The organism is Streptomyces sp. NPDC041713 (assembly GCF_055591085.1).
The window spans coordinates 259547-272524 of the sequence record NZ_JBVIZY010000004.1 but is presented as its reverse complement, the minus strand read 5'-3'; the positions used below and the strand labels follow the sequence as shown (position 1 = coordinate 272524).

Sequence of the window (12978 nt, the reverse complement as noted above, 5' to 3'; positions counted from 1 at the left end):
TATGTGGGGTGTACGGGATGTGTGGGACGCGTGGGACCTGTCGGCCGGCCAGTTCGCCGCGCTCGCCGCGGCGGCGATGCTGGTCGGCTTCTCGAAGACGGCCGTCAGCGGGGCGAACACGATCAGCCTCGCGGTCTTCGCCGCCGTCCTGCCGGCCCGCGCGTCGACCGGCGTCCTGCTCCCCGTCCTCATCGCGGGCGACGTCCTGGCGGTGCTCACGTACCGCAGACACGCCCACTGGCCCACCCTGTGGCGGCTGTTCCCGGCGGTCGCCGGGGGAGTGGTCATCGGCACGCTCTTCCTGACGTGGGCCGACGACGCGGTGGTCCGTACGTCCATCGGCGCGATCCTGCTCCTGATGGCGGGCGTCACGGTGGCCCGCCGCAGAGCGACGGCGCGTACGGAGGCCGCCCATGAGCTCCCCGAACCCCCTCCGGCAAGCCGCCTCAAGGCCCCTTCCTACGGCGTACTCGGCGGCTTCACCACGATGGTCGCCAACGCGGGCGGCCCGGTGATGTCGATGTATCTGCTCTCGGCGGGCTTTAAAAAACTGGGCTTCCTGGGCACGTCCGCCTGGTTCTTCCTGATCGTCAACGCGTCGAAGGTGCCGTTCAGCGTGGGCCTCGGCCTGATCGACGCCCACTCACTGGCCCTGGACGCACTCCTGACGCTCTTCGTGGTGCCGGGCGCACTCGTGGGCAAGCACACGGTGCACCACATCAACCAGCGACTCTTCGAACGCCTGGTGATCGCAGCAACGATCCTGGGCGGCCTCCAACTGCTCCTGCGGTGACAGCCCCGGCCGGAACTCAGCGTCCGGCCACCGATGCGCCCGCCAAGTCCGGGGAGAGCGTCTCCGGTGTCAGGCCGTGTTCCAGGTCCTCCGCCAGGAGCCGCTTCGCGATCACGTCGACCGCCGCCACCAACTCCTCGTCCGGAGGCTTTCCCAGGTCCTTCTCGATCTCCTCGCCCAGCCAGGAGGCCCAGGCCCGGGAGATGACCTCCGCCTCGCGCTCCCCGGCGGGCGTGTGCGAGAAGTACGTGCCCGTGCGGGTCAGATACCCCTCGTCCGTCATGCGGTCGAAGACGGGTACCAGCACCTCGGGCGGGATCCGGTGCCGGGCCGCGATCAGCCCGAGGCTGGCGTGCCCGACCATCCGGGTGAAGAGCGAGACCTGCATGACCGCCCAGGCCCCCGCGATGTCCAGGCGGGTGTCCGAGCCGCGGATGATGCCGCGCGCCGTGTTCATGCCGACGTTGCGGATGATGTGCGCCACGCCGCGCTCCAGGAGATGACCGGAGTCGCCGCTCATCGGCTGCGCGAAGCCCTCGCCCATGTCCGGCGCGCCCATGCGGGCGCTGTCGCGCAACTGGACCTGCTTGAGGAAGAGCGCCACCAGGAACCCGACGAGGGCGACGGGGACGGTCCACAGGAAGACGGTGTGCAGGGTGTCCGCGTACGCCTCGACGATCGGCCCCGAAGCCGCCGCGGGCAACTCGTGCACCCCGCCCGGGTTCTGCGCCGCCCGGCCGATCGCGGCCGGATCACCGCCGCTCGCCCGGGTCGCCTCGGCCACCCCGTCCTTGAGGTTGGGCGCGAGGGTGTTGGCGTAGATGGTCCCGAACACGGCCGTGCCGAACGAGCTGCCCAGCGTACGGAAGAAGGTCACGCCCGACGTCGCGGTGCCCAGGTCGGAGTACGGGACGGTGTTCTGCACGGCGATCGTCAGGACCTGCATGCACAGCCCGATGCCGGTGCCGAGCACGAACATGTACAGCGACTCCAGCCAGGTGCTGGTCGCGCTGCCCATCAGTGAGAGCAGATAGAGCCCGAGGGCCATCACCAGCGCGCCGACGATCGGGAAGATGCGGTACGTGCCGGTCTTGCTGACCACGTTGCCGCTGAAGACCGACGCGATGAGCAGCCCGATGACCATGGGCAGCGTCCGCACGCCCGAAATGGTCGCCGAGTCCCCGTCGACGTACTGGAGATACGTCGGCAGGAACGTCATCGCGCCGAGCATCGCGAACCCCACGATGAAGCTGAGGATCGAGCAGACCGTGAAGACGGGGTTCGCGAACAGCCGCATCGGCAGCATCGGTTCGGCCGCCCGCGTCTCGACGACACAGAACAGCGCCAGGGCGACCAGACCGCCGACGAAGAGGCCGATGATGGTCGGCGACCCCCACGCGTACTGGTTGCCGCCCCAACTCGTCGCCAGGATCAGCGCACTCGCGCCCACCGCGACGAGCGCGATGCCCAGATAGTCGATGACGGGCCGCAGGGCGGACTTCACCACGGGGATCGTACGGGCCGCGGCGATGACCACGACGATCGCGATGGGCACGTTGACGTAGAACGCCCAGCGCCAGGTCAGATGGTCCGTGAACAGACCGCCGAGCAGCGGCCCGATCACCGTGGACACCCCGAAGACCGCGCCGATCGCGCCCTGGTACTTGCCGCGCTCGCGCAGCGGGATGACGTCGGCGATCAGCGCCATGGACGTGACCATGAGCCCGCCCGCGCCGATGCCCTGCATCGCCCGCCAGGCGATGAGGAGCGTCATGTTCGTCGACAGACCGCACAGGAAGGAGCCGGTGATGAAGATGACCGCCGACAGCTGGAAGACGACCTTGCGCCCGAACAGGTCACCGAATTTGCCGACCAGGACCGTGGCCACGGTCTCCGCCAGCAGATACGAGGTGACCACCCACGACATGTGCTCCGCCCCGCCCAGGTCCGACACGATCGTCGGCAGCGCGGTGCCGACGATGGTCTGGTCGAGGGCGGCGAGCAGCATGCCCAGCATGATCGTCACGAAGACGACGTTGCGCCGCCGCCGGTCGAGGACGGGCGGCGCCTGGGCCTCGACGGGAGCGGACGCGGCCGGCTGATCGGTGGTGGTCACACGGCCACCCTCACACCGGCGCCGGGCGTGTGCATGCGGGGCGAGGCCGGTTCGGTGACGGAACGGGAGGCGCGCCCTCCGCCTGACCGCGCCCCGCCCCCGCTGCGCTACCGGTCTCGGCCCGCCGAGCCACCCCGCCCTCGCTGCGCTACCGGTCTCGGCCCGCCGAGCCACCCCGCCCTCGCTGCGCTACCGGTCTCGGCCCGCCGAGCCACCCCGCCCCCGCTGCGCTACCGGTCCCGGCCCGCCGAGCCACCCCGCAGCCGCGGCGCGTGGGCCGCCGCGTCCACCGAGGCGCCCTCCCGCCCCAGGAGCTCCGCCAACGCCTCCGCCCACGCGACCAGTTCCGCGAGGTCCATCCCGTACGGCCGCTCCTGCCCGGACTCCGCGCTCCACGCCGAGACCGCCCCGGCCCCGCGCAGCAGCAGCCGCGCCCCGCCCGTGGTGTTGCCGCGGGCCGAATGCGTGAGCCCGACGGCGAGCTGGGCCAGGCCCTTCCACAGGCCGCGCTCCGTCTCGGGCCCGGACTTCCAGGCGTCCTCGAAGACCTCGTGCGCGTGGAAGGGCCGCCCGGCGTCCAGCAGCGCCTGCGCCTCGGCGACGGACTCCTCCGGGGCGCGGACGAGACCCTCGGGCTGCCGGGGAACGCCGTCGGAGCCGTAGGGCAACGGCCGGCCGAGTCCGTCGCGGGGCCGCTGGTTACGCGCCCGCCCTTCCTCGTCGCGGTCCCGCTCACGGCCGGGGTCGTGCGGTTCGGGTGCAGTGCTCATACGCCGATTGTCGCGCGTGCCTGACGGCGGTCACCGGAGAACGGAGCACCCTTCGGTGTGGGGTAGAGTTCTACCTGTGATCACGCGGGGCACCGCACAGAACACACCGGGACGTGGCGCAGCTTGGTAGCGCACTTGACTGGGGGTCAAGGGGTCGCAGGTTCAAATCCTGTCGTCCCGACTCGTGAGAGTCGTTGATCGAGGGGCCGTTTCAGAGAGATCTGAAACGGCCCCTCGATCGTTTCCAGGACGTGCCGGCGCGACCGGGAACACGACCACGCCGTCAGAGCCGGGCGCTAGCTGTTGGCGCCGGCTCGGGAGTGGCGGCCTTCGGGGTGGGCGCCGTGCCAGTCCAGACACATGAGGGTGGCGTCGTCGACGAGGTCGCCGTCGCAGGCGTCGGAGACCGCGGTGGTCATCATCCGTACGACCTCACGGGGGTGTTCGTCGGCGGTGTCGCGGAGCAGGGCCGACAGGTCGACGTCCTGGGCCCGGCGGTCCTGCACGCCGTCGGTGAAGAGGAGGAGCCGGTCGCCGGGGCGCAGGTCGAGGTTCTCGACCCGGTGGGGGGTGGGGGAGGGGACGCCGAAGGGAAGGTTGGCGATGAGGTCGACTTCATCGACCGTGCCGGCGCGCAGGCGCAGCGGCCGGGGGTGGCCGGCGTTGACGAGTTGGGCGCCGCTGCCGTCCAGGGAGACGCGCAGCAGCTGGCCGGTGGCCAGGGTGCGGCGGCCGTGGTCGAGGAGGGCCTGGTGGGTCTGGCGGGCCTGTTCGGCCAGGTCGTGTCCGGTGCGGCGGGCTCCGCGGGAGGCGTTGACCAGCAGGGTGGCCATGAGCGCCGCGTTCACGTCGTGGCCCATGGCGTCGGTGATCGACAGGTGCAGGGTGTCGTGGTCGAGGGCGTAGTCGTAGGTGTCACCCGCGATGTGGTTGGCGGGCAGCAGCGCCGCGGCCAAGGTGAACTCGGCGGCCTCGCAGGAGGGTGCCGAGGGAAGGAGCTGGCGCTGGATCTCGGCTGCCAGACTGACCGGAATGGAGCGCTGGCCCCAGAAATAGCGGTCGGTGAAGCGGCGGTCGGTGACGACGATGTACGCCAGGGCGTGCGCGGTCTCCTCCACCTGCTCCAGGGTGTCCGGTGAGACGTGGGGGAGGTACAGCTCGAGGACACCGATGGTGTCGCCCCGGTTGGTGACCGGCGCGATCACGTGATGACCCCTCGGGCCGGCGGGGTACTGCACCAGCTTCTGACTGCGCAGCACCTCGTCGTAGTCGCTGCCGGCCAGAGGGATCTGTTCCGCGTGGCCGGCACGCGGCACCTGGCCCTCTTCGCTGACCCGCACCATCTGGCGGCCGACGATGTCGACGAACAGGAACGAGACGTACTCCGCCCTGAAACGGTCCCGGAGATCCCGCGCCACCACATCGAGGGACGCCGCCGGTGCGGCGTCCTCCGCGGCCGCGAGGATCGCGGCCAGTCCGACTCGGTCGTGCGCCATGGGTGGCCTCCTTCAGTTCCGTTCCGTGATCTCCTTCCCGCACTTTCCGTCCGTCATCACCGACGGGCGGAGGGACTCATGGGGCGCCGGGAAACTCGGGGTCCATACGGCGCAGCGCGGCGGCCCCGGTGCCCGGACGCGGTCGAGCGCCTAGTAGGCGGGGTTCGTGCGGAGGTGGGCGGCGCCCGAACGCACCGCCCATCCGAAGACCGCGAAGGCGACGGCGCCCACCACGACGGAGTCGTACGGCGCCGGCAGATGTCCCGAGCCGCCGAACGTGCCGAGCCACGACAGCAGGGTCAGCGCCGCCAGGTGGAACACGAGCCAGGCGCCCTGGCGCAGCTCCGCGGCCGGGGCGCTGTCCGCCGCCTTCCGCCGTTGCAGCCAGAACAGCGGGACACCGGCGAGGACGAGGGGCAGGGCGAGGCGCAGGTCGTCCCAGCCCGACCAGTAGACGAACTCGGTCGCCACGGCGAAGCTGACCGGGGCGATCCAGTGGACCCCCGGCATGCGGCCGTCCGCGTGGAGCACGCCACGCTCCCGGTCGTGGGCCCGGAAGGACGCCACGGCCACCGCCGAGGTGGCGTAGACGATCAGGTACATGTCCCCCATCACGCTCACGATGTCCTGCCAGCCGCCGAACGGCAGCATGAACACGATGATGACCGCGAGGTTGAGGACCAGGGCGCGCCGCGCGATGCCGGAACGGGGATCGATGCGCATGAAGAAGCGGGGCAGCAGTCCGTTCTTCGAGAGGGCGTAGGTGTGGCGGGCGTCGATCGCGACGCCCACGTAGGCGGAGCCGCCCGGGGAGACCACCGCGTCGGCGTAGAGCAGGGTGGCGAGCCAGTGCAGGTTGAGCACGAGGGCGAGCTGACCGAACGGCGACTCGAAGTTGACGCCCTGCCAGCCGTGGGTGAGCAGCGTGTCGGGCACCGTGTACAGATAGGCGAGTTGGAGCCCGAGGTAGACGAGGACCGCGAGGCCGATTCCCGTGAGGACGGCGGCGGGCACGTTGCGGCGCGGATTGCGCGCTTCCCCGGAGAAGTCGAGCGGGGCCTGGAACCCGTTCACCGAGTACACGATGCCGCCCCCGGCCAGCGCGGTGAGGCAGGCCGCGTAGCCGTACGGGGCGAATCCGCCGTGGTCCGTGAGGCGGCCCGAGTGGGTGCCGGACAGGAACAAGGCGACCACCGTGAGCACCGGGACGACGACCTTGAACACCGAGACCAGGTTGTTGACGCGCGCGAACATCCGCACCGCGAACCAGTTCAGTGCGGTGAGCAGCACGCTCAGCGCGGCCGCGACACCCAGGCCCGACGCGGTGAGGGTGCCGCCGCGGTAGAGGCCGGGCACGTAGTGCGCGGCGTACTGCATGATCGCGCTGATCTCCGCCGCGGTGCCGCCCACGGAGAGCAGGACGGACCAGCCGACGACGGTGCCGACAAGCCGGCCGTTCGCGTACAACGGCCAGCGGACCGTGCCACCGCCTTCCGGCCTGGTGGCGCCGAGTTCGACCATGACCAGGGCCACCAGCGCGCAGAGCAGGCCGGCCGCGACCCAGGAGAGCAGCGCGGCGGGTCCCGCGGTCTGGGCGGCGTACATGGCGGCGAACAGCCAGCCCGAGCCGAGGATGTTGGAGAAGCCGATCGCGGTGAGCCCCCAGAATCCGAGGTCCTTGCGCAGCCTGCTCTCCTCGGCGCGGACATCCGGGGCACCGGTGGTCTCCCGCGGCTGCTGTTGCGCCACGTGGCACACCTCCTCGACGATCACGGACACTCGGAGGTCAGGGTGTCACGTGGTGCCGATGTCGAGAACACGGCCCGATGTCGAGAACACGGCGTCGGTTCCGTCCCCGGTGTACGAGTGGGACGAGAACGGCACCGACAACGGCACCGACAACGGGAGGCACACCGTGGACGCCAACGAGATCAGCGAGGTCCTCAACCGGCCGACCAGCCAGGAGCTTCTTGCGCGCGACGTGGTCCGCATGGCCTACGTCGCCAAGGACGGTACACCGCGCAACATTCCGATCATCTTCGCCTGGAACGGCTCGACGATCGTCGTGTGCACACCGAAGAACTCCCCGAAGCTCCCCTCGCTGCGCGCGAATCCGATGGTCGCGCTGACGATCGACACCGAGTCGCACCCGCCCAAGATCCTGCTCATCCGCGGCCGGGCGGAGCTCGACCCCGTCGACGGCATCCCGGACGAGTACCTCCAGTCGACCAGCACGTATGAGATGACGCCCGAGCAGCGGGTCGAGTGGGAGGCGGAGATCCGCTCGCTCTACACCGACGGCATGGTCCGGATCGTCGTGACGCCCACGTGGGCGAAGCTGATCGACTTCGAGACGACGCTGCCGAGCGCGGTCGAGGAGCTGATCCAGCGGCGGGAGGAGCGTCGGCGCGGGTGAGCGGCGGGCCGGTCAGGCCGCCACCCGGTGTGCGCGCCTCCCTCAGCCGGTGTGGAGGACCCGGAAGCGCCCGCGTTCCGCCGGATCGCGGTCGACCACCTGGATCGGGGGCCGGGCCCACTGCCAGACGTCGATGCCCGGCTCGCGGGAGAAGCTGATCCGCCCGCGGGTGCCGTCGACGGCCACGTCCGGCCAGGCCCCGGCGGTGCGCGCCCGGTCCGTGCCGTGCGAGCGCAGCACGTCGGCCAGGACGGCGACCGTGTCGTACCCCTCGAAGGCGACGAAGGACGGCGTCCCTCCCAGCCGCTCGCGCAATACGCTCTCGACGCGCGTGCCGAGCGGCGTCAGGCGCTCCGGCAGATAGCGCAGGAACGGCACCGCGGCGCCGTCGTCCCCCAGGAGCGTGTCCCACTCGGCGAGCTCCGGCTGTCCGGCCGGCGCGCCGATCAGGAGGTCGGCGAGGCGAGGGTCGCGGCGGACCGACGTGACGATCGGAACGGCAGGCTCCGGGTGGCCGGCCAGCAGCAGGAGGACCGTGGCGCTCTGGTCGGCGAGTTGGTCGCACAGGTCCGCGGGGGACGTCTCGCTCAGGTCGATCTCGACGACGCTGCCGCGGCGTGCGGTGAGATGGTCCCGGAGGATCCGCGTGCCGGCCGCCCAGTAGACGCTCGGCTGGGTCGCCACGGCGACGTGGCGGTGGCCTGCTCCGACGAGGAAGTCCGCGTACGTCCGCCAGCCGCGCGACTGCGGCGGGGAGAGGCGCGCGACCCAGTCGGTTGGCCGGTCGGTGAGGGTGTCCAGCACGGCCGACGAGCAGAGGTAGGGCAGTCCGAGCGCGTCGGCGCGGGTGGCGACGGAGCGGGCCACGACGCTGTGGTACTCGCCGGCCAGGGCGGCGACGCCCAGGTCCGCCAGTTCGTCTACGGCCGCCGTGGCCCGGTCGGGGTCGGCGGCGGTGTCCCGTACCACCAGCTCCAGCGGCCTTCCGGCGATCCCACCCTCGGCATTGACCTCGCGTACGGCCAGTTCGAGCCCGGCGAGCAGGTGCTGCCCCGCGCCGACCCAGCCGGGCCGCGTCAGAGGGACGAGTGCGCCGATCCTGACGGGCGACCCGTCGTCCCGACCTGCTCCGGGAGGTGTTGACGACGCACTGCGCTCTTCGGTGACCATGGCGGACATTGCATCCGTCCGCGTCACCGGCGGGCAAACGGTTATTCGCGGGCCGTCGACCGGTCCGCCGAGGTCGTCACGTCCGCGTAGAGCGGGTGGTGGTCCGAGTACGGGGAGGGTCGCACGTGGTGCCTGAGCGGGGTGAGGCCCCGCAGGAACACGTAGTCGAACGTGCTCTGCCAGTCGGTGGTCGGCTCACAGGCGCCCTCTCCCGTGCCGCCGGTGTCGCCCTTCACGTCGCTTCCGTCCGCGTCTGCCGATCCGGGCCGGCAGCCGGGCGCCGCACCCGACGACAGGGCCCACATCGGCGCGAGTTCAGGGGAGTACGGCACCGCGTTGAAGTCGCCGAGGGCGACCGCGCGGTCGTGGCGGGCGACCTCCGCGGCCAGTACCCGGACCTGCCCGGCCCGGACCGGCGCCTGCTGTCGTTGGGCGAGGTGGGTGTTGAAGACCCGGGTCGGCCGGCCGCCCACCGACGTGGTGACCGCCAGGTAGCCGCGGTCCTCGGAGCCGCCGTCGGGATACTCCACCAGGACGCGGTCGGTCATCGGCGCCGCCGAGAGGAGCGCCTGGCCGAAGCCTCCCGGACTCCACGGCCAGCCGCCGCAGCGGCCCCAATTGCGCAGAACCGACCCGTACTCGACGTGGTAGACGAGGCCGTAGAGCTGCTCCAGATAGTCCCGGATCCGCTCGACGTCGCGTACGCACGCCTCTTGAAGGCCGATGACCTGCGGTGCGTAGCGGGCGATCTCCGCCGCGCGGCCGACGTTGTTCTCCTCGCACGGGTTGCAGATGTTCCACGTCATGACGCGGTTCGGCACGATGTCCCTGACCGCCTCGGCGGGCAGCGTTCTGCCGTAGAGCGCGCCGCTCGGCGCGCTGGGACCGAGCAGCAGCAGGCACGCCACCGCCATGGCGCCCGCGAGCAACCCCGTGCTCCGTCCGAGCACCATCGCCTCCCCGACGTACCGCTTCTCCGACCCGCCTCGTGCACGCACATCGTCTCTCGACGTGTGCGTGCACGAGGTTACGGGGTCACGGCGACGGGATGGTGTCCTCGAAGGCCGTGCCCGCCGCCCGGTAGCCGGCGATCTTCGTCGACACCTGCGCCGGGGTCAGCACCTGGTCCTTGACGTGCAGGACGTAGTCCACCTGTTGGTCGTACGAGCGGGGCGTGGTGCTCGACTGACCGGCCAGGTCGATCAGCCACTGGTTGAAGTTGATCGACATCGGCCGCTCCGGGAGGTACGCCGCGTCATGCGTGCCGAACGACTGCCCGTCCACGTAGTAGCGGATGGAGCTGTTGTCGATGGTCACCACCAGGTCGTGCCAGCCCGCGTAGCTCTGCCTGCTCTCCGTGTGCTGGTTGACGGCCTGCCACGGGTCCGGGTTGTAGGTCTCCCAAGACGTCGTGTACAGGATGTTCGACTGCTCGCCCCAGCCGCCGTTGGGCAGATACTCGAAGTCGTACTCGGCGTAGTCGTCGGCCATCGGTGCCTTGAGGTCGTTGATGGTGAAGAACGTCTGCACCAGGTGGTCGCCGTCGGGCCCGCCGCGGGGCGCGTCGCTGAACTTCACGCGCGCCGCGTAGGTGCCGTTCCTGAACTTCATCGCCTTGGTGAGCACCTCCGTCTGCTCGGTGCTCGCGCCGGTGCCTGCCGTGGACGTCTCCAGGTTCATCACGGTGCTGCCGCCCGACGAAGGGAACGTCACGTTCTGCGGCACCCATGTCGCGCCGGGCACGCCGGGGCCACCGGAGTTGGAGCGGACGTTCCAGCCGTGCGCCGAGATCTTCGGGTCGTCGTACGCGGTGTAGGTGAAGTCGTCGAAGAGGGTGGCCCCGGCGCCGGGCGGGTCGGTCGGGTCGGTCGGATCCGTGGGGTCGGTCGGGTCGTTGCCCTCGGGCGCCGTGCCCCAGACCGTCGCACCGTCGAGCCGGGCGGTGACCTTGGACCAGTTCGCGTACGCCGACTGCGCGGCGCCGAAGGAGTAGTCGTCGGCCTGGTTCAGGGCCTGCCAGTCGGCGCGGTGGAAGCGCAACTGCAGGTCGCCGGTGTCGGCGCCGGCGGCGAGGGATCCCGCGCCGGAGGTGAAGCCGATCTCCAGGTAGCGGTCGGCGGTGGTGGTCGGGTGGGCGAGGGTGCCGAAGGTACCGGTGACGTTGGCGCACCCCTTGACCGCCCAGGAGCACGCGAAGCGGTAACTCGGGGAGCCCGCGTCCGACTTGAAGTAGTAGCGGACCTTGACGCCGCTGAGGGCGACGGAGGTGTTGCCGGTGTTCTTCACCTTCAGCCAGGGCTCGGCCTGGTCGCTTCCGGTGGCGCCCGCGTGGTACTGGATGGTCAGATCGCCCGTGGCCGCGGCGGCGTGCGACGGGACCGCGACGAGACCCGCGCAGCCGAGCGCCAGGGCGACGGCGGCCGTGAGGGAGCGCTTCGCGGCCGATGCCGACGGCGTGCGCGATCCGGTGGGGTGCGTCCTTCTCATGGCTGTTCCTTTCCGGAACGGTGGGGGAGGGGACGTGGGGTTTCCGGTATGAGGGAGGCTTCCGGTGCGAGTGAGGCTTACGGGGCGGGTGAGGCTTACGGCGCGGGGGAGTACGGGTCGTCGAGCGGGCCGTGCCGCAGGCCGAGGGCGGCGAGCCGGGCGGCGTGGGCCCGGAGCCGGGCGTGCACACCGGGCCAGGGCGCGGCACCGTGCCAGGCGCGGTCGGCCAGGGCGCACAGGCGGGGGAAGGTGAGGTAGTCGACGTGGTCGGCGGTGGGGGCGAACTCCGTCCACAACTGGGCCTGCAGGCCGAGGAGTTGGCCGGGGGGATCGGGTGTGCCCACGCAGTCCGACCTGCCGATGCTTTCGGTGGTGTACGGGCCGTACCCCGCCTCGTGTGCGTGCACCGAGCGCAGGTCCACCACCGCGCCCGGCTGCCCCGGCGGCTCGCTCGGCGCGTGGGACTGCGGGTAGTCGAGGTAGGCGGCCCGGTGGTGGCAGCTGACGACCGCGTGGCCCCGTTTCAGTGCGATCCGGGTGTGCTCGGGGTCGCGCCACGTCATCACCGTGAACTCCGGCGGAAGGCCCTCGCCGGTCTCCGCCCAGGCCGTCGGAGTGCGCCCGCGCTCGATGAGGTGCGCCCCGATGCGGCCGAGGAACCATTCGCGCAGCGCGCCGGTGTCCGGGAGGCTCTCGGCGGCGGCCCGGGCACGCGCCGCGGGGCTGGCCGCCCACTCCGTGGTGGGGCACTCGTCGCCGCCGATGTGCACGTGCGGCGATGGGAAGACGTCGAGGACCTCGTCGAGGACGGTGCGGCAGAAGTCGAGCACCGGGTCGCCGACCCCGAGGACGGTGTCGCACACGCCCCAGCGGGTCCAGACGCCGAGCCGTCGCCCCGGAGTGTTCCCGAACTCTGGGTAGGCGGCGAGGGCGGCGCGGACGTGGCCCGGCATCTCTATCTCCGGCATCACCGTCACGCCGCGCGCGGCGGCATACGTGACCAGGTCCGTCAACTCGGCCCGGGTGTACGCGCCTTGGTGCGGGACACCGTCGAAGGCGAGGTCACCCGTGCCGCGGGCCGCGCCCGCCGGGCCCACCATCGACTCGGCGCGCCGCCCGCCGACCTCGGTGAGGCGGGGGTAGGCGGCGATCGGCATCCGCCAGCCCTGGTCGTCGGTCAGATGCAGATGCAGCACGTTCATCTTGTGCAGGGCGAGCAGGTCCACGTATCTCCGCAGCACACCCACCGGTTGGAAGTGCCGGGCCACATCGAGCATGAAGCCCCGCCAGGCGCTCTGCGGCACGTCGGTGATCTCGACGCACGGCAGCTCCCACGGCGTGTCCGGCTGTGGCCGGTCCGACAGCACCTGCACGGGCAGGAGTTGACGGACCGTCTGGACGCCGCGCAACAGGCCCGTGAGGTGGGCGGCGCGCAGGAGGAGTGCGTCGGGTCCCACCGTCAGGCCGTACCCCTCTTCGCGGAGACCGCGCAACTGGGGGTCGAGCGCCAGCACCAACTGCCCTGCGGGCGAAGGGAGCAGGGGCAGTCCGGTGGCCGCGGCGAGCAGGGTGCGGAGCAGCTCCAGGGCGGGGCGGGCGCCGGAGGTCGCCCGGACCGTCGTCGTGGCGTCCAGGGTGAAGTGACCGGGGCGCCAGGAGAGTTGCGTGGGATGCGGGACCGGTGCGGGGCGGTGTGCGGGCACTGCGGACCTCCAGGGAAGCGGGCGGGG

Annotated in this window: 10 protein-coding genes and 1 tRNA gene; 3 read left to right on the top strand and 8 right to left on the bottom strand. The window is 71.5% G+C overall.

Going from position 1 to position 12978, the window contains the following annotated elements; translation table 11 throughout:
• Position 1: 1 nt before the first annotated feature.
• Positions 2-793, top strand: coding sequence for a sulfite exporter TauE/SafE family protein (locus ACZ6CV_RS14535; protein ID WP_469251124.1), 792 nt, complete (start codon positions 2-4; stop codon positions 791-793).
• A gap of 16 nt (positions 794-809) precedes the next feature.
• On the opposite strand, the gene ACZ6CV_RS14530 is transcribed toward ACZ6CV_RS14535, so the two are convergent.
• Both ACZ6CV_RS14530 and ACZ6CV_RS14525 read right to left on the bottom strand, forming a co-directional pair.
• On the bottom strand, positions 810-2909 hold the full coding sequence (locus ACZ6CV_RS14530) for an MDR family MFS transporter (RefSeq protein ID WP_469251123.1): 2100 nt from the start codon (positions 2907-2909) through the stop codon (positions 810-812).
• Between the two features lie 230 nt (positions 2910-3139).
• Positions 3140-3679, bottom strand: a complete 540-nt coding sequence (locus tag ACZ6CV_RS14525; protein WP_469251122.1) for a DUF309 domain-containing protein — start codon at positions 3677-3679, stop codon at positions 3140-3142.
• 107 nt (positions 3680-3786) lie between these two features.
• On the opposite strand from ACZ6CV_RS14525, the gene ACZ6CV_RS14520 reads away from it, so the two are divergent.
• Positions 3787-3860 (top strand) — tRNA-Pro (locus tag ACZ6CV_RS14520).
• A gap of 115 nt (positions 3861-3975) precedes the next feature.
• Here ACZ6CV_RS14520 and ACZ6CV_RS14515 read toward each other — a convergent pair.
• Together ACZ6CV_RS14515 and ACZ6CV_RS14510 are read right to left on the bottom strand one after the other, a co-directional pair.
• Positions 3976-5175, bottom strand: coding sequence for a PP2C family protein-serine/threonine phosphatase (locus ACZ6CV_RS14515; protein WP_469251121.1), 1200 nt, complete (start codon positions 5173-5175; stop codon positions 3976-3978).
• Positions 5176-5325: 150 nt separating this feature from the next.
• On the bottom strand, positions 5326-6924 hold the full coding sequence (locus ACZ6CV_RS14510) for an APC family permease (protein WP_469251119.1): 1599 nt from the start codon (positions 6922-6924) through the stop codon (positions 5326-5328).
• Positions 6925-7090: 166 nt separating this feature from the next.
• Here ACZ6CV_RS14510 and ACZ6CV_RS14505 point away from each other — a divergent pair, with 166 nt between their 5' ends.
• Positions 7091-7591: a pyridoxamine 5'-phosphate oxidase family protein gene (locus ACZ6CV_RS14505; protein ID WP_469251469.1), complete on the top strand. Its 501-nt coding sequence runs from the start codon at positions 7091-7093 to the stop codon at positions 7589-7591.
• 42 nt (positions 7592-7633) lie between these two features.
• On the opposite strand, the gene ACZ6CV_RS14500 is transcribed toward ACZ6CV_RS14505, so the two are convergent.
• The 4 genes from ACZ6CV_RS14500 to ACZ6CV_RS14485 all read right to left on the bottom strand — a co-directional run bounded on the left by ACZ6CV_RS14500 (position 7634) and on the right by ACZ6CV_RS14485 (position 12951).
• Positions 7634-8770, bottom strand: coding sequence for an ABC transporter substrate-binding protein (locus tag ACZ6CV_RS14500; RefSeq protein WP_469251117.1), 1137 nt, complete (start codon positions 8768-8770; stop codon positions 7634-7636).
• A gap of 32 nt (positions 8771-8802) precedes the next feature.
• Positions 8803-9714 carry an endonuclease/exonuclease/phosphatase family protein gene (locus ACZ6CV_RS14495; protein WP_469251116.1) on the bottom strand — a complete coding sequence of 304 codons (912 nt, stop codon included), beginning with the start codon at positions 9712-9714 and terminating at the stop codon, positions 8803-8805.
• Positions 9715-9796: 82 nt separating this feature from the next.
• On the bottom strand, positions 9797-11248 hold the full coding sequence (locus ACZ6CV_RS14490) for a cellulose binding domain-containing protein (RefSeq protein ID WP_469251115.1): 1452 nt from the start codon (positions 11246-11248) through the stop codon (positions 9797-9799).
• Between the two features lie 95 nt (positions 11249-11343).
• Positions 11344-12951, bottom strand: coding sequence for a beta-N-acetylhexosaminidase (locus ACZ6CV_RS14485; RefSeq protein WP_469251114.1), 1608 nt, complete (start codon positions 12949-12951; stop codon positions 11344-11346).
• Positions 12952-12978 lie beyond the last annotated feature (27 nt).